Consider the following 23,224-nt stretch of genomic DNA (forward strand, 5'->3'; position numbering starts at 1 on the left):
ACTACAATGACAGGAAATTATATGGTTAGGAAAGGACGAGGACATTATGACACAAAATACACGCCGTGCGCCGATGAGCGAAACGGAGGCGCCGGAACAAGCCCCTGCTGTAAACCCGGAACCGACGGCATTGGATACGCTGAAGCAGCTGGGACAAATGAACGTGCCGCAGGGGACCGAGTCGAACATTTTTTGCCTGACGATCATCGGGCAAATCGAAGGGCATCTGGTCCTTCCGCCGCAGAACAAAACGACGAAATACGAGCACATTATTCCCCAGCTGGTCGCTGCGGAGCAAAGCAAACAGGTGGACGGAATTATGATTATTCTCAATACAGTAGGCGGTGATGTGGAGGCTGGACTGGCCATCGCCGAAATGATCACGTCCCTTACCAAGCCTACCGTCACCGTCGTCGTCGGGGGCGGGCACAGCATCGGTGTGCCGATCGCCGTAGCTTCGACGTACTCGCTTATCGCCGAGAGCGCCACCATGACCATTCACCCGATCCGCCTGAACGGACTTGTGATCGGTGTGCCGCAGACGTTCGAATATATGGAGAAAATGCAGGAGCGCGTCGTCCGCTTCGTCACCTCCCATTCGCGGATTACGGAGGAGCGGTTTAAGGAATTAATGTTCCGCACCGGCGAGCTGAACCGGGATATCGGTACGGCGGTGGGCGGACTGGATGCCGTTAAATACGGCTTGATGGACGAAGTAGGAGGTATAGGCCAGGCTCTGGCCAAGCTGAACAAGCTGATCGATGAGCGTAAACAACCGGTTGAGGCGGAGGGGATTACTCAATGATGCTTCATACGATTATGCCGCTTGATGCTGTGTGGGAGGAGGGTTTTACCCCTGTCCAGACGGCGGAGGTAAGGCTGCAGGGCATCCTGATGGAAGTCAAACCGCTTGATGCGGGCCGGGCGGAAATCGTCCGGCTGCTCGACTGCCCGCTTGAATCGTACCTCAAACCGGCGTTTGCCCCAGGACAGGTGATACGCTACATTCCGACACTGTAAAATGGACCTTTAGCAGCAGAAACAGAACATAGGTGCCCCACGGTATTATATGGTATAATATTGGCCGGGGGTGACATTTTGGCTAAGCGAAGAAAGAAGAAGAAGGCAGTACTGACCAATGTGCTGAAATACGAAATATACGGAATTATACTGATCACCCTTTCCGTTATCGCCTTATCCGGTGAAGCGACGGTAGGGTGGTCATTATCCAAAATGTTCGGACTGCTGTTAGGGCGGTTTTATTTTGTGATCCCCCTGGTGGGAATCTACTTGGGCCTCAGCGTCATGATTCAGCGAAAATGGCCGAAACGGTGGAATACGCGGAGAAGCGGAATTCTGCTGTTGGTACTGGCCTTGGTACTTATGAGCAGCATTTCTTCATTGGAAAAGAAACTGGGTCCGGTTGGCGCATTGAGCACCGGGAACATATTATCCCAGGTACATACGGACTTGCAGGGAGCGCTGCTGTCGTCATCGGCCCGCGGCGACCACTCTATGCTGAATAAGGACATCAGCGGAGGTTACATCGGCGCCATCGAGTTTGCGGCGCTGTATTGGCTGTTTGGGACCTTGGGCTCGAAGCTGATGATGATCGTAATGTTTATTATCAGCTTTATGCTGATTACGAATCTATCGTATGTCGACCTGATGCGAATCTTCCGCAGCAGGCTGGTGAAGGCCGGGGAGAATGTCCAGAAGCGGATGGACAACCGCCGCCAGTCGGCCAAGGTCGCTTCCAAACGGACGGCTTCGTCCAGGCAGAAGAAACCGCAGCCGCTCCCGGCTGACGACGATGAGGATGAATTGGACGAGGATTTCGTGCCGCCGAAGCCGAAGCGGAGCGCCCCTGTGTTCTTCCAGCTGTTCGGAAGCAGGTTTGCCAAGAACGAAGCGCAGCCTCCGCTTGCTGATGATGAGATGGACGGCAGCGATATTCTTGAACCGGTCAGGGACACCCGTTCCGCGGCAGGCGGGCGGTTCAGTGAGGCGGTGGAGCCGGAGGAAAACGATGCATTCGACCTGCATGAGGAGCCGCTGTGGGCGGAACCGAAGCGGAACGAATCTTCGCCGATCATCCGCGACTTTTTCGAGCATGTGAAATCCGAAGGCAACGTCGATCCGGAGGAATCGGACGAAGCATACGCCGGAGCTGCCGGAGCCGCTTTTCCGCCTGAAGGCATCAGCGCGGAATTCCATGAGGATACCGCTGGGACGCCGGACGGCGGGGCGCCGGTAACCGCTGCGGATCTCCAGGGAGAATCCGCGGGAAGTCCGGCTGAGCCGGCGGAGGCGCTGGAGCTTGCGATGACCCCGCCTGCGCCTCCGCCGAAGCCGTACAAGCTCCCGCCCTTCAGGCTGCTCTCCAAGCCCCAGAATGGCGGCAAGGCAGGCGATCAGAACGATTATAAGCAAACCGCCCGCAAGCTGGAGGCGACGATGGAGAGCTTCGGCGTACGGGCGAAAGTGCTTGAGGTCGTTCGCGGGCCAGCGGTGACGCGGTACGAAATCCAGCCGGATATCGGCGTGAAGGTCAGCCGAATTGTCGGACTGACGGACGATATCGCGCTGGCTTTGGCCGCGAAGGATATCCGGATGGAGGCGCCGATCCCGGGCAAATCGGCCATCGGCATCGAGGTGCCGAACAATGAGGTTTCGCTCGTGACGATGCGCGAAGTTATGGAAACGCCGGTCTTTCAGGACGCCTCGTCGAAGTTGTCGATCGCTTTCGGCCGGGACATTTCGGGACAGACGATCGTCGGCAATCTGGCAAAAATGCCCCATTTGCTCGTCGCCGGCGCCACCGGTTCCGGTAAATCGGTCTGTATTAACGGCATCATTACGAGCATCCTGTATAAGGCTAAGCCGGATGAAGTGAAATTTCTGATGGTCGATCCGAAGATGGTCGAGCTGAACGTGTATAACGGCATCCCTCATCTCATGGCGCCCGTGGTTACCGATCCGAAGCGTGCTTCCCTGGCGCTGAAGAAGATCGTGGTCGAGATGGAAAAGCGCTATGAGCTGTTTTCCAAATCCGGCACGCGCAATATTGAAGGCTATAACAACCTGATGAAGGACAATCCGGCAGCGGTGCTGCCTTATATCGTGGTCATCGTCGACGAGCTGGCCGACCTGATGATGGTCGCCGCGCATGACGTCGAGGAAGCGATCACCCGCCTCGCCCAAATGGCTCGGGCCGCGGGCATTCACCTGATCATCGCCACCCAGCGTCCGTCTGTCGACGTCATTACGGGTGTCATCAAGGCGAATATCCCGTCGCGGATCGCTTTCGGGGTATCGTCCCAGGTCGACTCCCGGACGATTCTCGACATGGCGGGCGCCGAGAAGCTGCTGGGCCGCGGGGATATGCTCTTCATGCCGATGGGAGCGTCTAAGCCGATCCGCGTGCAGGGGGCATTTATGACCGATCAGGAAGTCGAGATCATCGTTAACTATGTCCGCGACCAAGGGGAAGCCAAGTACGATGAAAGTCTCGTTCCCGAAGTGGAGGAAACGTCGCAGGATGCCGACGACCAGCTGGACGAGCTATACGATCAGGCCGTTCAGATCGTGCTGGAATCCAAACAGGCATCCGTGTCGCTGCTGCAGCGCCGAATGCGGGTGGGGTATACCCGTGCGGCTCGCTTGATCGATTCGATGGAAGCGCGGGGGATTATCGGACCTTACGAGGGAAGCAAACCGCGTGAGGTGCTCGTCTCCCTGGAACAGTATCAGCAGCAGAACCGCATCAGCTCATAGTCCGGTAATTATTGCCGGATGTGCTATATCTTCCTTGGAGGCCTCTCATGATTATTCATGAGGGGCCTTTTGCCTTTTTGGCGGTGATTTGCATGGGAATACGCTTGAAAGCTTCTATCGGCGGTACACATTCTTTCTCTTGGACAGGGTGTATAGGAAATGGGGCCTGTTGTCATAATAACCGTAGCCATCCTGTCAAACCCACAAGAGAAAGGTAGAGCTAACCCATGAAAAACGCAAAATTATGGATCATCATCGGTTTGGTGTTTCTATTGTCTGCGGCGGTCTATGCAGGTGTAAGACCCCATACGGATTCCAAAGCTTCGTCCAAAGCGGCGGTGGAGCCTGCGGAACAAACCATACCTACATTCGGATCAACGGTTTTGAAGTATGGATCCTCAGGCCAGGATGTGTATGAACTGCAGGGGCGCCTGAAATTTTTGGGCTTTTATAACGGAAAGATTGACGGACAATACGGATGGAGCACGCTGAAGTCCGTCAAATGGTTCCAGTCCGAATTCGGGATGAAGGTGGACGGAACGGTCGGAGCCAAAACCAAGCTGAAGCTGTACAATGCCACCAAAAATTGGCAGCCATCCGCAGCCGAGTCCGGAAACGCCGCCGGCAAACAACCGAGCACAAGCGGCAATCAGAAAAACACAAGCGAACCGATGGCCTCGGCCAACACGATGGGCCTGTCCGAAAACGATCTGAAAATTATGGCTAATGCGGTGTACGGCGAATCCCGCGGTGAACCGTTTGAAGGACAGGTTGCCGTGGCGGCGGTCATTCTGAACCGTGTCAAATCGCCAAGCTTCCCGAATACGCCCCATGGCGTTATATTTCAGCCGGGCGCATTTACGGCGGTAGCCGACGGACAAATTTATCTCACGCCGAACGAAACGGCCCGCAAAGCGGTGCAGCAGGCGTTAAACGGCTGGGATCCGACCGGCGGATGCCTGTACTACTTTAACCCGAAAACAGCCACTTCGAAGTGGATCTGGTCCCGGCCTCAAGTCTTGACGATCGGGCAGCATATTTTCTGCATGTAAAAGGATTGAACGTAAGTTTGGCACCGTAACTTCGTTCGTTCCTTGAAGCAGATTGCTCATGAGGGAAAACAGCAACCGGAGGGTTTGTCTTCGGTTGCTTCTTCACTTTCCAATGGTATAGAATGGAACTTAATCAAAAGCGTGACGCTTTATAAATTCATGGCTAAAGGAGTTTTGGACCTTGAATACAACTGCTTTTCAACATGGAAACGCCAAGCGGATCCGGATTCACGTTCTGCCGACGAAACGCTTTAAGACGTTTGCAATATCGCTCTACGCAGGCATTCCGCTTGCAGAGGACACCGTAACGCCTACGGCCTTGACTCCTTTTGTACTCCGCCGGGGTACCGTTACATATCCGGAGACCCGCCAGTTCCGCGAGCAGCTGGAGCAAATGTACGGGGCCGGCTTCGGTTTTGATGTGTATAAAAGAGGCAACTACCAGATGGTGCACTTCCGGATGGACACAATTAACGATTCGTTCGTAAAGAGCCAGGAGAGCCTGCTCGCATCCTCATTCGCTTTTCTCGGCGAAGTGGTGACGCGTCCCGTTTTGGAGGGCGGCCGTTTCCGCAGTTCTTACGTTCAGGCGGAGAAGGAGAACGTCCGCAAAAAGCTGGAATCCATCGTCAACGATAAGATCCGCTACGCCTCCGAGCGCTGCATCGAGGAGATGTGCCGCAACGAGCCTTACCGTCTTCACGCGCTCGGACAGCGTCAGGACCTGGAGAAAATTTCGCCGGAGAGCCTTCACGACGGGTATCGCAAATGGCTGAGCGAAGCCAGCATGGACCTGTATGTGGTTGGGGACACGACGCTCGAGGAAGTGGAGAAGCTCGTCAACTCGCACTTTGATCTCGGTTCTGAACCGGGTATTACGTACAAGACCGAGACGCCGGTGCGCCAGTCGGGAGAGCCTCGTACCGTAGTGGAGAAAATGGAAGTGAGTCAGGGCAAGCTGAATCTTGGGCTGCGCACTTCCATCACTTATGGGGATGATCATTATGCGGCAGCATTAATGTACAACGGCATTTTGGGCGGATATCCGCATTCCAAGCTGTTCATGAACGTAAGGGAAAAAGCAAGTCTCGCCTACTACTGCTCTTCTCGCTATGACGGGCACAAGGGAATTGGAACGATCCAGTCCGGCATTGAAGTGCAGAACTACGAAAAAGCGCTCGATATTATCAAGAGCCAGCTCGAGGAAATGCGCTCCGGGCGCATTACCGATCTGGAAATGTCGCAGACGAAGGCGATGATCCGGAATCTGCTTCTTGAAATTGAGGATTCGGCTTTTGAAATGATCGCTTACGACTTCAACCGTCAATTCTCCGGCAAGGACCGGTCAAGAGAAGAACTGCTGCAGCAGGTGGAAGATATTCAAGTCGCGGATGTTCAGGCGGCCGCGTCGACTTTTGATTTGGATACGATTTATTTTCTGAAGGGTCAGAAGGAGGAATAGCCGGTGGAAAAACTTCAGTACGACAATTTGCAGGAGACTCTCTATTATGAAGTGATGGATAACGGCCTTCACGTCTACGTGCTTCCGAAGCCGGGTTTCCAGAAAACCTATGCGACGTTTGCCACTAAATACGGTTCTGTCGACAACCACTTCCGGGTGGAGGGACAGGATGAAATATCGGTTCCGGACGGGATCGCCCATTTCCTGGAGCATAAAATGTTCGAGGAGCCGGAAGGCGACATTTTCGCCACATTCGCCTCCCACGGCGCATCCGCCAACGCATTTACAAGCTTTGACCAAACCGTGTACCTGTTTTCAGCAACCGAGCACATTCCTGAGAATCTGGAAACGCTCGTGAACTTTGTGCAAAATCCTTATTTCACCGACCAGAACGTCGACAAGGAAAAGGGGATTATCGGGCAGGAAATCAACATGTACCAGGATAACGCCGACTGGCGCGTCTATTTTGGCCTGATCGAAGCAATGTATAAAATCCATCCGGTGCACATCGATATTGCCGGTACGGTGGAATCCATCAGCACGATTACGAAGGAGACGCTCTACACCTGCTATAACGCCTTTTATCATCCGAGCAACATGCTGCTGTTCGTCGTCGGCGGAGTAAAGCCGGAAGAAGTGTTCGACCTCGTCCGCGCCAACCAGGCGAAGAAAGATTATCCGCCTCAAGGCAAAATCGAGCGTATCTTTGAGCCGGAGACGGTTGGTGTTGCGGAAAAACGCCGGGTTAACAAGCTGCAGGTGTCCATGCCGAAATGCTTGTTCGGTTTTAAGGAAAAAGAAGTGGGGCTGACCGGCAAGGAACTGCTGAAGCGCGACCTGACAACAAAGCTCATGCTTGATTTGCTGTTCGGGTCAAGTACGGAGCTGTACCAAAAGCTGTACGACGAGGACCTGATCTCCGACAGCTTCTCGCATGAATACAGCAGTTCTCCGCAGTATGCTTTTTCGGCCGCGGGCGGAGACACCCGTGATCCCGATCAGCTTCTTGCCCGGATCCGCGAAGAGGTCGACGGCATTCTGTCATCCGGCTTCAAGGAAGAAGATTTCGAGCGCGCCCGCAAGAAAAAAATCGGCGGATACCTGCGCATGCTGAATTCTCCGGAAAATATCGCGCATGAATTCACCCGCTACCAGTTCCGCGGCGGCGACTTTTTCAGCGTGATTCAGCTGTATGAGTCCATTACGCTCAGCGATGTGAACAATCGCCTGAAAGAGCATGTGGACTGGGATCAGCTGGCGGTATCGGTCGTGGTGAATCCTTAATGCAGCATAGGGGAGAGGAGAGCCTGCACAAGCCGATCGGAGAGACGACGGTGCTCGTCACCGGGGCGAGCCGCGGCATCGGTGCCGCCATCGCCGAGCGTTTTGCAGCGGTAGGGATGAATGTAGTGATCCACTACGGTTCGTCGCACGAAGCCGCCAATGACGTGGCCCGGCGCTGCATGCAGTCCGGAGCCAGGGTCATGACGGTCTCCGCCGATTTGCGGGATAAAGAGCAGATTCTGCGCATGCGCGACAAGCTGGACACCCACGGTTTGCTGCCGGACATTTTAGTGAACAATGCGGGCGTCTCTCACTACGGCCTTCTTTCGGACGTGACCGAGGAAGAATGGGACGAAGTGATGTCCGTTAATTTAAAAGGCATGTTTCTGTGTACACAAGCTTTTATGCCCTATATGATTTCCCAGCGGAGCGGCCGCATTATCAACATATCCTCCGTCTGGGGGATTTCGGGCGCTTCCTGCGAAGTGCTGTATTCGACCACCAAAGGCGGTATTAACGCTTTTACCAAAGCGCTTGCCAAAGAACTTGGCCCTTCTGGCGTCACGGTGAACGCGGTAGCTCCGGGCGCGGTGGATACCGAGATGCTGAACCATTTGGACGTCGAGGAAAAACGAATGCTCGAGGATGAAATTCCGGCCGGACGGCTGGCGAGACCCGACGAAATTTCGTCCCTCGTTTATTTCCTCGCGCTGCCCGAATCCGGTTACATCAACGGTCAGGTAATAAGCCCCAACGGTGGATGGATTACCTGAGCGGCCAGGACGGTCTTCCCTGCATAGGCGCGCCCCAAACAGGTTATATTACAACTGTTGATTTCAAATCTCATGCGCCACAGCAAAGGGAGGACTTATCAATATGTCAACAGTAGTAAAGAACTTTGATGCCTGGAAAAAGTTTCTTGGGGAACGCGTCGCACAAGCCGAAAAAATGGGGATGAGCGAAGACACCATCGCCAAGCTGGCTTACGAGATCGGTGATTTTCTCGATGAGAAAGTCGATCCGGCCAACGCTTCCAACCGTGCGCTGAAGGAGCTGTGGGAAGTGGGCAACCGTGAAGAGCGCCAGACGATTGCCCGGCTGATGGTTAAATTAGCCAAGAAAAACGCTTAACTTTAGGAAAAAGCCCCCATTTGGGGGCTTTTCTCTAATGTTTACAGAGTTGACCTTGTTTTTCATATGTATTTTATATATCATTAACGTGACCCATGAAATAAAGGCGATTTTTTGGAAGCCTCACCCGAAAGGGTTGCAGGTTTATTTTATTGGAAAACATGGGAAAAGGTCAGATGGGGTGTCGAAGTGGAAGCGAAACAATGGTACATGGAGTATAAGATACATAAGAACCGTCCGGGTCTGCTCGGGGATATTGCATCCCTGCTCGGTATGCTGGAGGTTAACATATTGACAATTAACGGGGTTGAAGGCAAAACGCGGGGAATGCTGCTGGAAACCAATGATGACGAGAAGATCCAATTGATGGGTGCCATGCTGAAAAAGGTCGACAGCATAACGGTCTCTGCGCTGCGGACGCCGAAGCTTGTCGATATTTTGGCTGTGCGCCACGGCCGGTACATCGACCGCGATTCCGATGACCGGAAAACATTCCGTTTTACGCGTGACGAACTTGGGTTACTGGTTGACTTTTTGGGTGAAATATTTAAGAAGGAAGGAAATCAGGTCATCGGGCTTCGCGGGATGCCCCGCGTAGGTAAAACCGAGTCCATCATCGCGGGCAGTGTGTGCGCCATGAAGCGCTGGACGTTCGTATCCTCGACACTGCTGCGCCAGACGGTCCGAAGCCAGCTCTCTGAAGACGAAATGAACCGGAACAACGTGTTTATTATCGACGGAATCGTCAGCACGATCCGTTCCAACGAACGCCACTACAACCTGCTGCAGGATATTATGAACATGCCGAGCACGAAAGTGATCGAGCATCCCGATGTGTTCGTGCAGGAGTCCGAGTATACGTACGATCATTTCGATATTATTATCGAGCTGCGCAACAATCCGAATGAAGAAATTATTTATGACACTTTCACAAGCACATACAACGACGATCTGTAAGTAATTTGATGAGGAGGTGATGGTGTTGTCTGAACTGGGTCAACAGTTAAGAGAAGCCAGACTGCAGAAGGGCATGAGCCTGGACGACGTGCAGGAAATGACAAAAATCCGCAAAAGATACTTGGAAGCCATCGAAGCAGGGGATTACAAGGTGCTCCCCGGCAGTTTTTATGTGAGGGCTTTTATTAAAACATATGCCGAAACCGTGGGACTCGATCCGGACGTTTTGCTCGAAGGCCACAAGAAGGAAGCTCCTCCGGAGCCGGAAGCGACCATGGAGCCGGTCATTCAGAAGCGGTCCAGCAGCCGCTCCTCGTCGCCTGAACGAAACGTGAAGTGGCTGTCGACCGTGCTGATGTGGACGTTCCCGATTCTGATCATTGTCGTTATTTATTTGTACGCGAACAATGCAAGTTCGCCTAAGAAAGACAATAGCATCGATCCGTCCAAGGTTACGGAGCAGCAGGATCCGACAACGGCGAAGAATCAGGATCCGCCCGCAACAACAACTACGCCGCCGGACAATGCCACCAATCCGGGGGATAACGGCAGCAAGGACAATTCCGGAAATTCGGATACCACAACGACAGATAACACGAACACGGACAGCGGAAATACCGGGGGCAAAGACGCAACAACACCGCCGGATCAAAATGGCACAGACCCTTCAGGCACCGGAACAGATTCTTCGGGAACCGGTACGGACTCGACGGATACGACGAACCAAGGCAATCAAGGCGTAACCGTGGCTCAGGACGGCAAGAGGGGCAAAACGACGATCTTTAAGGTTGCAGCAGCCCAGGGAACACCGGTTCAGGTGGAAATCAAAGCGACGGGCAAGAGTTGGCTTGAAGTGTACAAAGGCGAAAATACGTCCGGCGAAAAGCTTTCCTTCGGTAATACGAAGGAGGGGGATACGCTGACCTTTACGCTGGATTCTTCCGGTATATACATTAAATCGGGATATTCTCCCGCAACGACGATTACGGTAGCCGGGCAGACGGTGGAGGACGGTAAATCGACTTCGCGCATTCTGCTGAAGCTGGACGACTCCGGTACGAGCGGTACTTCGACCGGTAATGATTCGTCGACAGGGGATTCCTCCGATCAATCGGATAGCAGCAACGGCTAAACGGCGGGACAGGCTCGGCTGAATAATGCCATACACTCCGGGGGACAATAGTTCTAGCTTTAAGTCCTTCTTATTCCGGATAGAAATGAGGTGTATGGTTATGACAGTCAGCTGGATCACCACGATTGTGGGGATTATCGTCAGCCTGCTCGGTTATTACCTCACTCCCAGCGCTTGGGGGTACGGCATTCTTGGATTTGGACTGGCATGGATCGTATTGGGCATCTTGGATATGTTCCGCCAACCAACCCGTGACCGCAGCCGATCGTAAAATAAGAACAAGGCATTCCCGGGGACCCATGAGCCGGCGAATGTCTTTTTTTTGAGGTCCATGTTCATTGCTTGTAGGCTTCCGCTAATCGCGTCCTGTCTTCTGCCTAAGCCGTGCCTAAGCAGTGCCGATCGCCGTGAGATAATATCCGTGAACGGAAGGAACGCTGTTTAGGATTAGACTTGTCCCGGGTAATTTCATATAATATGACATGAAAAGGAACTGAAAGGGCGTGTAATGATGAGTTCGGAAAATTCGTTTGACATTGTTTCCAAATTGGACTTCCAGGAAATGATCAACGCGATCAACCAAACGGAGCGTGAAATCGAAACCCGTTTTGATTTTAAAGGGAGCAAGAGCAGCCTGAAGCTGGAGAAGGAGACACTGGTCATCACCTCTGATGACGAGTATAAGCTCAATGCGGTGATTGACATTTTGCAGTCCAAAATGATCAAGCGCGGTTTGTCGCTCAAAAACGTGGATTACGGCAAGGTTGAGCCAGCTTCGATGGGAACCGTCCGCCAGCGGATCACCCTGAAGCAGGGAATCGATCAGGACAACGCCAAGAAAATCAACGTGCTGATCCGGGATTCCAAGCTGAAGGTCAAAAGCCAAATCCAAGGCGATCAGATCCGGGTGACCGGGAAGAGCAAAAACGATCTGCAGGCGGTCATGCAGCTGCTTCGCAAGGCGGATCTGCCGCTGGACCTGCAGTTTACCAATCTGAAGTAATGCGGGCGTATACCGCACGGCAAACGGGCGGGAAGAGGAGCTTACTCCTCTTTTGACAGTGTATAAATTGATATATTATACTGTATCTTGTCCCGCTGTCTTGGCGGGGTTGCCGGCCTGCCGCAAGCTGTGCCTGCTGCCCCCAAGTAGAGGATTCATACATAATGGATGGTCTGGGTGCATTATTATTCATTTTCGGCCTGCCGTGCATGTGAATGTCGTTTCTTAGTTTGATTTATCCGGGGAGGGTTTACAGTGAATCTGCCCAACCGTATTACCATTTCAAGAATCTGTTTGATTCCGGTCATGATGGTGTTTCTTCTGGTCGACTTCAAGTTCTATCCGGAACCGATTACCTGGAATTCATTCGAGCTGCCGTACAATCAGCTGATCGCTGTAATTATTTTTATTCTGGCAGCAAGCACAGACGGTATAGACGGTTATTTGGCGCGCAAAAACAACTTGGTTACAAATCTCGGAAAACTGCTGGACCCGCTGGCCGACAAGCTGCTTATTACGGCGGTGCTGGTTTCGCTCGTCGAAATGGGGAAATGCGACTCCTGGATCGCTGTGGTTATTATCAGCCGCGAGTTTGCCGTTACCGGCCTGCGCCAGATTGCGCTGCTTGACGGGGCTGTCGTGGCGGCCAGCAAATGGGGCAAGGTGAAGACAGTCATTCAGATTGTCGCTATCGTGGCGATTCTGATCAACAACTTCCCGTTCGAGATGATCGGCCTGCCGTTCGACGATATTGCCATCTGGGCAGCGGCTTTGATCACGATTTACTCGGGAATCGATTATTTTGTCAAAAACAAAAAACTGCTTCAGCTTTCCAATGTGTAAGGCAATAGGGATATCCTATTGCTTTTTCTTTCCACCAAACGCTGTGGTACGGATAGGCTAAAAACGTGTAAAGTGTTCAATATAGGTATATCCATTCTACTTTACGATAACAGGGAGGCCAATCAAGGATGAAAGCAGAAATCATTGCAGTCGGTACGGAGCTGCTGCTTGGACAAATCGTGAATACCAACGCGCAGTACTTGTCGCAGGAGCTCGCGGCAATGGGAATAGACGTCTATTACCAGACAGTCGTCGGGGACAACGCCTCGCGGCTTCAGGGTGCCATTGAGCTTGCTTCGCAGCGCGCGGATATCCTGATCCTGACCGGAGGCATCGGCCCGACCCAGGACGACCTGACCAAGGATGCCCTGGCGGCGCATGTCGGCCGCTCCCTGCACATTGACCGGCTGGCGATGGATCAAATCGAAAGGTTCTTCGCAGGGCGGGGGATCGACATGACGGAGAACAACCGCCGTCAGGCGCTCGTCATCGACGGCAGCACGCCGCTTCCGAATGAAACGGGATTGGCCGTCGGACTCGCGCTTGCCCAAGAGGATAACTTCTACATCGTTCTGCCTGGTCCTCCAAAAGAGATGAAGCCGATGTTCGACCAGCAGGCGAAGCCGTGGCTCCTTCAACACGCCCTGACTGACGAAATGCCGATTTACTCCAAAATGCTCAAGTTTGCCGGCATCGGTGAATCGCTGCTGGAGGATCGGCTTCTGGACCTGATCGACGGGCAGACCGATCCAACGATCGCTCCTTATGCGAAGGAGGGTGAAGTGACCGTACGCATCTCCACCAAAGCGCCTACAGAGCAGGAAGCCATGGAGAAACTGAATGCGATGCAGGGGCAAATTCAAAGCCGGCTCGCAGACCATATGTACGCCAGCATGGACGTGCCGATCGAACGGATCATCGTTGACATGATGGCGGACCGCGGGATTACGCTGAGCGCCGCTGAGAGCTGCACAGGAGGCATGCTGATGGAGAGCATCACTTCCATTCCGGGCAGCGCAACCATGTTCGTGGGAGGGATCGTCTGCTACTCCAACGAGATGAAGGAGAAGCTGCTGCATGTCCCGCATGCGCTGCTGGAAGGAGACGACGCACCGGGAGCGGTGAGCGCCGAAGTGGCCGAGGTGCTTGCCGAGAACGTTCGGATGATCACGGACAGCGACTTCGGCTTATCCGTCACGGGTGTAGCGGGTCCGGGGTATTCCGAACGCAAACCGGTCGGCCTCGTGTACGTCGGGATCGCCCAACGCGGACAGAAGACCGAAGTGTTTGAGCTGAAGCTGAACGGCAACCGCGAAACGATCCGGGTCCGCTCGGTCAAAACGCTGCTGTACCGGTTGTGGCAAAGACTGGTATCTACCGATCCGGCCACCGGGGTGTCCAAGGATCAGGTTTGAAGTTGTGCAGCCGCCCGCCAGGCGATATAATATAACCATACGGAAGAACCGTGCAAAAATAAGTTTGCCGCGGTTCTTTTTCTTATGGTTGGAGTAGGGGCGGAAGCCTGTTCCAGTGCGGACTCTTGCATCCGATCATCATAGAAGAACAAACGCCCGCAGGGGACCCCCATATTTGGCGGGCTTTCCTTGCGGCGGTTGGTTTAAGGTACGGCGGCATGATGATGAGAGGAGAATGCCTGGCAAAAAAACGAATGTATGTTCGAAAAAATGCTTGGCAAACGTTCCAAAACAAGGTATCATAATAGTATAAACGGGTGAAGGATGTGAGTTTATTGTCAGATCGTCGTGCTGCGCTTGAAATGGCGCTTCGTCAAATAGAGAAACAATTCGGTAAAGGTTCAATCATGAAACTCGGTGAGTCGACACATATGCAGGTGGAAGTTGTTCCCAGCGGCTCCCTGGCTCTAGATATAGCACTTGGTATTGGCGGACTTCCAAGAGGCCGCGTTGTTGAAGTATATGGACCGGAATCTTCCGGTAAGACGACGGTGGCCCTCCATGCCATCGCGGAAGTACAGAAAGTCGGTGGACAAGCTGCTTTCATCGATGCGGAGCATGCGCTTGATCCGTCGTATGCCAACAAGCTTGGCGTCAACATTGACGAGCTGCTGCTGTCTCAACCGGACACTGGTGAGCAAGCGTTGGAAATTGCGGAAGCCCTCGTACGCAGCGGCGCCGTTGATATTATCGTCGTGGACTCGGTTGCAGCGCTCGTACCGAAAGCGGAAATCGAAGGCGAAATGGGTGATTCCCACGTAGGTCTGCAGGCTCGTCTGATGTCCCAGGCACTGCGTAAGCTGTCCGGTGCGATTGCGAAGTCGAAGACGATTGCGATCTTTATCAACCAGCTTCGTGAGAAAGTCGGCGTCATGTTCGGTAACCCGGAGACGACCCCCGGCGGCCGTGCGCTGAAGTTCTATTCTTCTGTTCGTCTGGATGTTCGCCGTATTGAGAGCATCAAGATGGGCAATGATGTAGTGGGTAACCGGACGCGGATCAAGGTTGTCAAGAACAAGGTGGCTCCTCCGTTCAAGCAGGCGGAGATCGACATCATGTACGGCGAAGGCATTTCCAAGGAAGGCAGCATTATCGATATCGGTACGGAATTGGATATCGTCAATAAGAGCGGTGCCTGGTACTCCTATGAAGGCGAGCGCTTGGGTCAGGGCCGCGAGAATGCGAAGCAGTTCTTGAAAGAAAATCAGCCTATTTCGGAAGCGATCGAGAACAAGATCCGTGAGGCAAGCAATTTGACGACGACGGTGAACGCGCCGACTGCGGAAGAAGCAGCGGCTGAGGAACGCGAAGAACAGGAATTGTTAGAGCTGGAATAGGGTTATCGTTTGAAATCGTATTCTGTAAATATGAATAGAGATTATAATGAGGACGCTCGGTGATAACCTGTCACTGGGCGTCTTTTCTCATATAGAGGGTGCGGTGCTGTTACAGGATGACATTGAACACGTGATGGGATGTGAGAGAGATGCGAAAAGGAAATAGCCATGAACATCAGGAAGGGCAAGGGATTCATGAAGAGCAGGGAATCCATGAGAAGCAGGGAATTCATGAAGGACTGGCCGGGTTCCCGGACGATGAAACCCTGCTGATCACGGAGGTAGAGCGTCTGGCCAAGCCGAGAGGGCGTTATTTGATATCGTTCGGACCCTACACCCTTTCCGTCCACGAAGACGTCCTCGTGAAGTACCGGATGGTCAAGGGGAACGCCTTTACGAAGCAGGAGCTGGAGGAAATCGTTGTAGCGGACGAGCGGCAGCAGGCTTATGTCGAAGGATTAAAGGCGCTGGAGCGGAAGCCGCGGACACGCAAGGAAATTGAAATGAAACTGCGGCAGAAAGGCATCGAAACGGGATCGATTGAGTATGCGCTGAACCGGCTGGTGGAAGAAAGGCTGGTGGACGACGAAAGCTATGCCAGGCAGTGGGCGCAGCAGCGAATCAGGAACCACCGCAAAGGCAAGGCCTGGATCAGGCAGGAGCTTCAGCAGAAAGGCGTCGATAAGTCGATTATATCCGAGGCGCTGGCCGAAGTCAGTTCCGATCAGGAATTTGAGGCAGCCCTGGCAGCCGGCCGAAAGAAATGGAACCAGACGAAGGGCGAAGCTGCCGATCGCAAGCGCAAAACGGGGGCTTATTTGATGAGGCGGGGATACTCCGGAGAGCAGGTCCGAAAGGTCATCAATCAGCTGCTCAAGGAAGACGCTTATCCCGATGATGAAGAGGAATATTTTTCATTCGACTGAGGAAGAAGTTGACACAATATGAAATGCCCTCTCTTGACAATATCTTTTCACAAATACTAAAATGAAGATGAATCTATTCCTGTAAAAAGCTCTTTTTTCCTTCCAAAAAAAGGTTTTTTATTGAAAGATTCTAATTTCTCTCCAATTCATATGAACTACCCCCGCCTTATCCCGCCTCTAGGGTAGCACGGGTTTTGTACAACCTTCCCATGGGGAAGTTGTGCAGATGGAAAATGATTGAAGTACGTATGATGAATTGAAATGAATGGACAACTGTAGAAGATCCCAAGGAATACCTTGGAGGAACCAACGAGGAGGTGAACTGAATGCCTATATGGCTATGGGTCGTTCTCGTTGTTGCCGCATTGTTCTTGGGGTTCGTGATTGGATATTTTATTCGCAAATCTCTTGCAGAGGCTAAAATTTCTAGTGCTGAAGAAGCTGCTGTACAGATCGTGGAAAACGCGCGTAAGGAAGCAGAAGCACTGAAGAAGGAAACGGTACTGGAGGCTAAAGACGAAGTACACAGAATCCGGACCGAAGCTGAAAAAGACACTCGTGAGCGTCGAAATGAAATTCAACGGCAGGAAAGACGATTGTTGCAAAAAGAAGAGTCGCTGGATAAAAAAATTGAATCGCTTGAACGTAAAGAAGAGCAAGTGGCCAACAAGGAGAAACGCATCGAAGAGACTCAACAGCAGATCGATTTGATTTACAAGAGCCAGGTCACGGAACTGGAACGTATTTCCAGTTTGACCATGGAAGACGCACGAAGCATTATTTTGAGCAATGTAGAGCAGGAAGTTCGCCATGAAACCGCTCAAATGATTAAAGATATTGAGCAGCAGGCGAAAGAAGAAGCTGACAAGAAATCCCGTGAAATCGTAACGCTCGCCATCCAGCGCTGCGCTGCAGATCATGTGGCGGAGACCACCGTATCTGTGGTGACGCTGCCGAATGAGGAGATGAAGGGACGGATTATCGGGCGTGAAGGCCGGAACATCCGTGCACTGGAAACTCTGACCGGTATTGACCTCATTATTGATGATACGCCTGAAGCTGTAATTTTGTCGGGGTTTGATCCGATCCGCCGGGAAATTGCCCGGACCGCTTTGGAGAAATTGGTAGCAGACGGACGCATTCATCCCGCTCGGATTGAAGAGATGGTGGAGAAATCCCGTAAAGAGGTTGATGAGCGGATTCGCGAGTATGGCGAACAAGCGACATTTGAAGTGGGAGTACATGGTCTGCATCCGGATTTGATCAAAATATTGGGACGGCTTAAATTCCGCACCAGTTATGGTCAGAACGTGCTGAAGCATTCCATGGAAGTGGCTTATCTGTCCGGTCTGATGGCCGGAGAGCTCGGCGAGGATATCGTATTGGCCAAGCGTGCAGGCTTGCTGCACGACATCGGTAAAGCGCTGGATCATGAAGTGGAAGGCTCACATGTTGAAATCGGCGTGGAGCTGGCCAAGAAATACAAGGAACATCCGGTGGTTATCAACAGTATCGCATCCCACCATGGCGATGTAGAGGCAACTTCGGTCATCGCGATGCTGGTTGGCGCAGCCGACGCTTTGTCAGCTGCAAGACCAGGAGCGCGCCGTGAAACGCTCGAAACGTATATCAAGCGTTTGGAGAAGCTGGAGGAAATCTCCGAATCGTTCGAAGGCGTCGAGAAATCGTTCGCGATTCAGGCAGGACGCGAGGTCCGCGTTATGGTTCAGCCTGAGAAGATCGATGATGCCGAAGCATTCCGGCTGGCTCGGGATATTACGAAGACGATTGAGAATGAACTGGATTATCCGGGACATATCAAAGTGACGGTCATCCGCGAGACTCGCGCGGTTGAATACGCGAAATAATGTAAATGATGAAAAGTGGCCGCTTTAGGGGCCACTTTTCATATTTGTTCATCTTAAGGAGGAGACCAACATTAACGTATTATTTATTGGAGATATCGTAGGCAGTGTAGGCAGAAAGGCGCTTAAAGCGACGCTGCCGTCGTTAAAAACGAAGTATAACCCTCATATCATCATTGCGAACGGCGAAAATGCCGCTTCCGGCCGAGGGATCACGCAGTCGATTGCCAAAGACTTTTTCGATTGGGGTGTCCATGGGATTACGCTGGGCAACCATACGTGGGATAACAAGGAGATTTTTGACTTTATCGACGATGAGCCGCGCATGGTGAGACCGGCCAATTTTCCGCCGGGGACGCCGGGATTGGGACATACCATCATTAAAGCGAACGGCAAAGAACTGGCCATCGTCAATTTGCAGGGACGTACGTTTCTGCCGGCCATTGACTGTCCGTTTCGGGCCAGCGACGACATTGTCGACCAGCTCCGCAAGAAGCACAAGCATATTCTTGTTGATTTTCATGCCGAAGCCACATCCGAGAAAATCGCCATGGGCTGGCATCTGGACGGCCGTGCTTCGATCGTCGTAGGAACACATACCCACGTGCAGAGCAATGATGATACTATTTTACCGAATGGAACGGCCTATCTCACGGATGCCGGCATGGTCGGTCCTAGAGAAGGCATTTTAGGCATGGAACGCGATGCGGTACTCCGCAAATTCAAAACACAGCTGCCGGTCCGGTTCCAGGTCGACAACGGAAAATGGCACTTCCACGGCGTATTTGTCCAGTTGGACGATGCAACAGGCAAGGCGCTGAAAATGGAAAAAATTCGGATTCTCGAAGACGATTGGATCATGGATTGACCGAGTTTTCCTCTGAGACTATTGGCGGATTTATGGCTGAAAAATTGTCAGAAAGAAGGAATTATTTCCGGACTCCCGAATAACATCTAGTATGTGGAAGCTAATCATCATTCCCAGGGGAGGTACTTACCATGGAAGTATTAAAAGTTTCAGCAAAGTCCAATCCAAATTCTGTTGCCGGTGCTCTGGCAGGCGTGCTTCGTGAACGCGGGGCGGCTGAACTGCAAGCCATCGGAGCAGGCGCACTCAATCAAGCGATCAAAGCGGTAGCCATTGCCCGGGGATTTGTAGCACCCAGCGGAGTAGACTTGATTTGTATTCCAGCCTTTACGGATATCGTTATTGACGGGGAAGACCGAACGGCGATCAAGCTGATCGTAGAGCCCAGATAAGGGAAATGGCAGGATATGCCATCATTTGATGAAACCTGTTTATTGATATAAGCTGAATGAAGCCGGATTAGAGGTGCTCGGCGAGTACCCGGACTTTGATTCAGTTTATATGGGATAGACAGGTTTTTTTGCTTGTGTACGACGGAAAGGAGAGGCTTAAGCATGACAATTCCGGTGGTGGATTATCATTGTGATGTATTGAGTAAAATGGTGAAGGATAGTAGCATCTCCTTTGCAGACGATCCGAAGCTCGATGTGACCTACAAGCGTCTGCAGGAAGGAGAGGTGGCGCTGCAAACCTTCGCTATCTTTTTGTCTGAGGAACGGGGGATTCCCCGCTTTGAGCATATATTGGACCAGATCGACGTGTTTACCTCCCGTGTCGTTCCCGTGCAGGAAGGCGTCCGGTGGATGAAATGGAGAGAAGACGCAGCCTCGCTGGAACATGCGATGAAGGCGGCGGAGCAGCTCCCGCTTCAAAGCCACGCCCTTCAGCCGTGGGGGCTTCTGTCCGTGGAGGGTGCCGACGGATTCGAGGGAAATTTGTTTTATGTCAAAGTCTGCTACGATCTGGGCGTGCGGTTCCTTGGAATTACGTGGAACCATGCGAACTGGGCTGCCGACGGCGTTATGGAGAAGCGCAAGGGGGGCTTTACCGAAAAAGGGAAACAGCTGATTGAGCTGTGCAACGAAACCGGTTTGCTGCTGGACGTATCCCATTTATCGGAGGCCGGGTTTTGGGAGCTGGCCGAACGATCGAAACGGCCGTTTATCGCTTCCCACTCCAACGCAAAGGCGGTGTGCCCGCATCCCCGCAATTTGAACGATGAGCAGATTCGGGCGATCGCAGCGATGGACGGGCGCATCGGAATTACGTTTGTGCCGTATTTTGTAAAAGAAGGTACAGGGCCGGTCGTTCCTGCAGATGTTCTCCCCCATATTGAGCGGATGTGCGAGCAGGGAGCGGGTAACATGCTCATGTTCGGCTCCGATTTTGACGGCATTGAAACTTGGATTCAGGATTTGGAGCATCCCGGACGCTATCCGGCGTTTATCGATCTGCTGCTTGCCCGCTATCCGGAGGATCTGGTCAAAGGATGGATGTCGGGCAATGCGCTCTCTTTTCTGAGCAGGCATCTTCCGGCTAAACCGGTTTGATTTGAGTGGAATTAAACCATGTTTTGGCAATACGGAGCAGACATTTTGACAATCTTGTAGCAGAATGGCAGGAAATGCATGAAAGTTGGAATGAAAGCGGTGACGTCTTTTTCTTTTTTGGGTAAAAGGATGTATAATGAGTCTGGCCTGTACAGAACATAGAGAAAATTTAAGGAGTGATCCACGTGAGTAAAACTGTACCTGTAGGCGTGTCCGCACGACATATCCATCTTACCCAAGAACATATTGAAGCTTTGTTTGGTCAAGGCTATCAGCTGACCGAATTTAAACCGCTATCCCAACCCGGACAATTCGCCGCCAATGAAACGGTGGCCGTTATCGGTCCGAAGGGTCAATTTGATAAGGTTAGAATTTTAGGGCCTGCCCGTTCGGCAAGCCAGCTGGAAATTTCCCGTACGGATTCTTTCGCCATCGGCGTGAAAGCTCCGGTCCGCGAGTCCGGAAATATTGAAGGAACCCCAGGCATCAAGGTAAAGGGCCCGCAAGGCGAGATCGAACTGGAGAAGGGCGTGATCGTTGCTGCTCGTCATATCCATTTTCACACGAGCGACGCGCAAAGCTGGGGCATTGCCGACAAGCAGCAGCTGAAAGTGCGCATCGGCGGCGAGCGCGGTCTGGTGTTTGAAAACGTCATTGCACGCGTATCCGATTCGTTTGCGCTCGACATGCACATCGACACAGACGAGGCCAACGCAGCCGGTGCCAAAACCGGAGATACGGCTGAAATCATTGACTAACAACGACTGACCAGGCCGGCAGGCCTTTAGAACGGGGGAGCCATCCTCCGTTTTTTTGTTGTTTAACCAGTGGCGTGATGAACGAAAGATGTCTTTCGATTCAACGATTCGGCTATGCTTATACATAGATGGAAGTCCCGGCAATCAGTAGATATGCCATTAGGTTCATGCTATAATTTATTAGAATGTCGTTTAACAGGGGTTCCCTGGGTTAAAGGAGTGGTCAACAGCATGGCGAAGGAAACGAAGGATTACTCCAAATATTTTGATTTCTCCGATGCCAAAGTTCTGTCAGAGGACGAATTCGGAAAGAAGATCCGGATCAAGGGCCGTGAGATTCATATTATTTCGGAGCCTAACCATAGACAAAGCAAGAAACGGCGCAAGGAAGACGTTCAAGTGCTGTATGAGAACGCTGTGCCGGAAGAGCTTCAAGGGATTGGAGCAGGGAAGCATTATATCGTATACACGTTCGGCTGCCAGATGAACGAGCATGACTCCGAGACGATCAAGGGCATGCTGGAGATGATGGGCTACACCGCTACCGAAGATCGCAAGGAAGCGGACATCATTCTGCTGAACACATGCGCCATCCGTGAGAATGCAGAAGACAAAGTGTTCGGCGAGCTCGGCCATCTCAAGCACTTGAAGACGGAGAAGCCCGATATGCTGCTTGGCGTTTGCGGCTGTATGTCTCAGGAAGAAGGCGTCGTCAACCGGATTATGCAGAAGCACGGCTTCGTGGACATGATCTTCGGTACGCACAATATTCACCGGCTGCCGATGCTCATCAAGGAAGCGCTGTTCAGCAAAGAGATGGTCGTGGAAGTGTGGTCCAAGGAAGGCGACATCATTGAGAACCTGCCGAAGAAGCGTGAAGGACTGCGGGCGTGGGTCAACATTATGTACGGCTGCGACAAATTCTGTACATACTGCATCGTTCCGTTTACCCGGGGGAAGGAGCGATCCCGCCGGCCGGAAGACGTGATCGCCGAGGTTCGCGATTTGGCGCGCCAGGGCTTCAAGGAGGTTACCCTTCTCGGCCAGAACGTGAACGCTTACGGAAAGGATTTTGACGATATCCGGTACACGTTTGCCGACCTGATGGACGATATCCGCAAAATCGATATCCCGCGCGTCCGGTTTACAACGTCACATCCGCGCGACTTCGACGATCATCTGGTGGAGGTCCTCGGCAAAGGGGGCAACCTCGTTGAGCATATCCATTTGCCAGTGCAGTCGGGAAACAACGAAATTCTCAAAATCATGGGCCGGAAGTACACCCGCGAAATTTACCTGGAGCTGGTTCGCAAGCTGAAGGCAACCGTGCCAGGATTGGTGCTGACGACCGACATCATCGTCGGCTTCCCGGGCGAAACCGAAGAGCAGTTCGAGGATACGCTGAGCCTGGTGCGCGAAGTCGGTTTTGACTCGGCGTACACCTTTATTTATTCCCCTCGGGAAGGTACACCGGCGGCTGTCATGGAAGACAATGTGTCCATGGAAGTGAAGAGCGAGCGCCTGCAGCGCCTGAACCGGACGATTGAGGAGTACAGCCGCAAGAGCCACGAAAATCTTCGCGGGCAGATCGTCGAGGTGCTGGTGGAAGGCGAGAGCAAAAACAACGCCTCCATCCTGGCGGGAAGAACGCGCACCAGCAAGCTCGTCCATTTTGAAGGCGGCAAGGAATTGATCGGCAGCTTCGTAAACGTCAAAATTACGGATGCGATGACGTGGTACATCAAAGGCGAAGTCGTGGATGTGCCGCAGGCCGAGGCAGCAATAACTCAGTAAATTCCATAAC

At 52.6% G+C, this 23,224-nt stretch carries 22 protein-coding genes; all 22 read left to right on the plus strand.

Going from position 1 to position 23,224, the window contains the following annotated elements:
* Window positions 1–46 precede the first annotated feature (46 nt).
* The 22 genes from IAE55_RS16380 to miaB all read left to right on the plus strand — a co-directional run bounded on the left by IAE55_RS16380 (window position 47) and on the right by miaB (window position 23,214).
* Window positions 47–805 (plus strand): ClpP family protease, encoded by a 759-nt coding sequence (locus IAE55_RS16380; RefSeq protein ID WP_145021850.1) that lies wholly within the window; start codon window positions 47–49, stop codon window positions 803–805.
* Window positions 802–1,020 (plus strand): YlzJ-like family protein, encoded by a 219-nt coding sequence (locus IAE55_RS16385; RefSeq protein WP_105443598.1) that lies wholly within the window; start codon window positions 802–804, stop codon window positions 1,018–1,020. Before IAE55_RS16380 ends, IAE55_RS16385 begins: the two co-directional genes overlap by 4 nt.
* A 78-nt stretch (window positions 1,021–1,098) precedes the next feature.
* Complete coding sequence (locus tag IAE55_RS16390) at window positions 1,099–3,777, plus strand: FtsK/SpoIIIE family DNA translocase (RefSeq protein ID WP_234489610.1); 2,679 nt, start codon at window positions 1,099–1,101, stop codon at window positions 3,775–3,777.
* 227 nt (window positions 3,778–4,004) lie between these two features.
* Window positions 4,005–4,829, plus strand: coding sequence for a spore cortex-lytic enzyme (gene sleB / locus IAE55_RS16395; protein WP_076168007.1), 825 nt, complete (start codon window positions 4,005–4,007; stop codon window positions 4,827–4,829).
* Between the two features lie 181 nt (window positions 4,830–5,010).
* Window positions 5,011–6,291 carry an EF-P 5-aminopentanol modification-associated protein YfmF gene (yfmF, locus tag IAE55_RS16400; RefSeq protein ID WP_145021844.1) on the plus strand — a complete coding sequence of 427 codons (1,281 nt, stop codon included), beginning with the start codon at window positions 5,011–5,013 and terminating at the stop codon, window positions 6,289–6,291.
* Between the two features lie 3 nt (window positions 6,292–6,294).
* Window positions 6,295–7,575, plus strand: a complete 1,281-nt coding sequence (gene yfmH / locus IAE55_RS16405) for an EF-P 5-aminopentanol modification-associated protein YfmH (protein ID WP_145021841.1) — start codon at window positions 6,295–6,297, stop codon at window positions 7,573–7,575.
* Window positions 7,575–8,348, plus strand: coding sequence for an elongation factor P 5-aminopentanone reductase (gene ymfI, locus IAE55_RS16410; protein ID WP_145021838.1), 774 nt, complete (start codon window positions 7,575–7,577; stop codon window positions 8,346–8,348). Before yfmH ends, ymfI begins: the two co-directional genes overlap by 1 nt.
* A 103-nt stretch (window positions 8,349–8,451) precedes the next feature.
* Window positions 8,452–8,706, plus strand: a complete 255-nt coding sequence (locus IAE55_RS16415; RefSeq protein ID WP_076167995.1) for a DUF3243 domain-containing protein — start codon at window positions 8,452–8,454, stop codon at window positions 8,704–8,706.
* A gap of 189 nt (window positions 8,707–8,895) precedes the next feature.
* On the plus strand, window positions 8,896–9,663 hold the full coding sequence (locus IAE55_RS16420) for a DUF3388 domain-containing protein (protein ID WP_076169541.1): 768 nt from the start codon (window positions 8,896–8,898) through the stop codon (window positions 9,661–9,663).
* A gap of 25 nt (window positions 9,664–9,688) precedes the next feature.
* Entirely contained in the window at window positions 9,689–10,795 is a 1,107-nt protein-coding gene (locus IAE55_RS16425) for a helix-turn-helix domain-containing protein (protein ID WP_200633268.1), read from the plus strand.
* 100 nt (window positions 10,796–10,895) lie between these two features.
* On the plus strand, window positions 10,896–11,066 hold the full coding sequence (locus IAE55_RS16430) for a hypothetical protein (protein ID WP_163872676.1): 171 nt from the start codon (window positions 10,896–10,898) through the stop codon (window positions 11,064–11,066).
* A 240-nt stretch (window positions 11,067–11,306) separates the two neighbouring features.
* Complete coding sequence (locus tag IAE55_RS16435) at window positions 11,307–11,798, plus strand: YajQ family cyclic di-GMP-binding protein (protein WP_076169539.1); 492 nt, start codon at window positions 11,307–11,309, stop codon at window positions 11,796–11,798.
* A gap of 255 nt (window positions 11,799–12,053) precedes the next feature.
* Complete coding sequence (gene pgsA, locus IAE55_RS16440) at window positions 12,054–12,641, plus strand: CDP-diacylglycerol--glycerol-3-phosphate 3-phosphatidyltransferase (RefSeq protein ID WP_076167990.1); 588 nt, start codon at window positions 12,054–12,056, stop codon at window positions 12,639–12,641.
* Window positions 12,642–12,769: 128 nt separating this feature from the next.
* On the plus strand, window positions 12,770–14,056 hold the full coding sequence (locus IAE55_RS16445) for a competence/damage-inducible protein A (RefSeq protein ID WP_145156773.1): 1,287 nt from the start codon (window positions 12,770–12,772) through the stop codon (window positions 14,054–14,056).
* Window positions 14,057–14,391: 335 nt separating this feature from the next.
* Window positions 14,392–15,453: a recombinase RecA gene (gene recA / locus IAE55_RS16450; RefSeq protein WP_105443594.1), complete on the plus strand. Its 1,062-nt coding sequence runs from the start codon at window positions 14,392–14,394 to the stop codon at window positions 15,451–15,453.
* Window positions 15,454–15,602: 149 nt separating this feature from the next.
* Window positions 15,603–16,379 carry a regulatory protein RecX gene (locus tag IAE55_RS16455; protein WP_200633269.1) on the plus strand — a complete coding sequence of 259 codons (777 nt, stop codon included), beginning with the start codon at window positions 15,603–15,605 and terminating at the stop codon, window positions 16,377–16,379.
* Between the two features lie 326 nt (window positions 16,380–16,705).
* Window positions 16,706–18,247: a ribonuclease Y gene (gene rny, locus IAE55_RS16460; RefSeq protein WP_076167981.1), complete on the plus strand. Its 1,542-nt coding sequence runs from the start codon at window positions 16,706–16,708 to the stop codon at window positions 18,245–18,247.
* 70 nt (window positions 18,248–18,317) lie between these two features.
* The gene (locus IAE55_RS16465) at window positions 18,318–19,112 is read left to right on the plus strand and encodes a TIGR00282 family metallophosphoesterase (RefSeq protein ID WP_089550131.1); all 795 of its coding nucleotides are present in this window, start codon (window positions 18,318–18,320) and stop codon (window positions 19,110–19,112) included.
* Window positions 19,113–19,243: 131 nt separating this feature from the next.
* Window positions 19,244–19,504 (plus strand): stage V sporulation protein S, encoded by a 261-nt coding sequence (locus tag IAE55_RS16470; RefSeq protein WP_006286829.1) that lies wholly within the window; start codon window positions 19,244–19,246, stop codon window positions 19,502–19,504.
* 162 nt (window positions 19,505–19,666) lie between these two features.
* Complete coding sequence (locus IAE55_RS16475; RefSeq protein ID WP_200633270.1) at window positions 19,667–20,662, plus strand: dipeptidase; 996 nt, start codon at window positions 19,667–19,669, stop codon at window positions 20,660–20,662.
* Between the two features lie 185 nt (window positions 20,663–20,847).
* The gene (gene pduL, locus IAE55_RS16480; RefSeq protein ID WP_105443590.1) at window positions 20,848–21,420 is read left to right on the plus strand and encodes a phosphate propanoyltransferase; all 573 of its coding nucleotides are present in this window, start codon (window positions 20,848–20,850) and stop codon (window positions 21,418–21,420) included.
* Between the two features lie 231 nt (window positions 21,421–21,651).
* A complete protein-coding gene (gene miaB, locus IAE55_RS16485; RefSeq protein ID WP_105443589.1) occupies window positions 21,652–23,214 on the plus strand; it encodes a tRNA (N6-isopentenyl adenosine(37)-C2)-methylthiotransferase MiaB in 1,563 nt (520 codons plus the stop codon).
* Window positions 23,215–23,224 lie beyond the last annotated feature (10 nt).

Origin of the sequence: Paenibacillus sp. S28, assembly GCF_016624415.1 — a bacterium.
GTDB lineage: Bacteria > Bacillota > Bacilli > Paenibacillales > Paenibacillaceae > Paenibacillus_AQ > Paenibacillus_AQ favisporus.

Bases quoted from the DNA above. Each gene is read 5' to 3' on its own strand.
- IAE55_RS16380 (WP_145021850.1), top strand. From the start codon at position 47: ATGACACAAAATACACGCCGTGCGCCGATGAGCGAAACGGAGGCGCCG.
- IAE55_RS16385 (WP_105443598.1), top strand. From the start codon at position 802: ATGATGCTTCATACGATTATGCCGCTTGATGCTGTGTGGGAGGAGGGT.
- sleB (WP_076168007.1), top strand. From the start codon at position 4,005: ATGAAAAACGCAAAATTATGGATCATCATCGGTTTGGTGTTTCTATTG.
- ymfI (WP_145021838.1), top strand. From the start codon at position 7,575: ATGCAGCATAGGGGAGAGGAGAGCCTGCACAAGCCGATCGGAGAGACG.
- IAE55_RS16415 (WP_076167995.1), top strand. From the start codon at position 8,452: ATGTCAACAGTAGTAAAGAACTTTGATGCCTGGAAAAAGTTTCTTGGG.
- IAE55_RS16430 (WP_163872676.1), top strand. From the start codon at position 10,896: ATGACAGTCAGCTGGATCACCACGATTGTGGGGATTATCGTCAGCCTG.
- IAE55_RS16435 (WP_076169539.1), top strand. From the start codon at position 11,307: ATGAGTTCGGAAAATTCGTTTGACATTGTTTCCAAATTGGACTTCCAG.
- IAE55_RS16445 (WP_145156773.1), top strand. From the start codon at position 12,770: ATGAAAGCAGAAATCATTGCAGTCGGTACGGAGCTGCTGCTTGGACAA.
- IAE55_RS16455 (WP_200633269.1), top strand. From the start codon at position 15,603: ATGCGAAAAGGAAATAGCCATGAACATCAGGAAGGGCAAGGGATTCAT.
- rny (WP_076167981.1), top strand. From the start codon at position 16,706: ATGCCTATATGGCTATGGGTCGTTCTCGTTGTTGCCGCATTGTTCTTG.
- IAE55_RS16470 (WP_006286829.1), top strand. From the start codon at position 19,244: ATGGAAGTATTAAAAGTTTCAGCAAAGTCCAATCCAAATTCTGTTGCC.
- IAE55_RS16475 (WP_200633270.1), top strand. From the start codon at position 19,667: ATGACAATTCCGGTGGTGGATTATCATTGTGATGTATTGAGTAAAATG.
- miaB (WP_105443589.1), top strand. From the start codon at position 21,652: ATGGCGAAGGAAACGAAGGATTACTCCAAATATTTTGATTTCTCCGAT.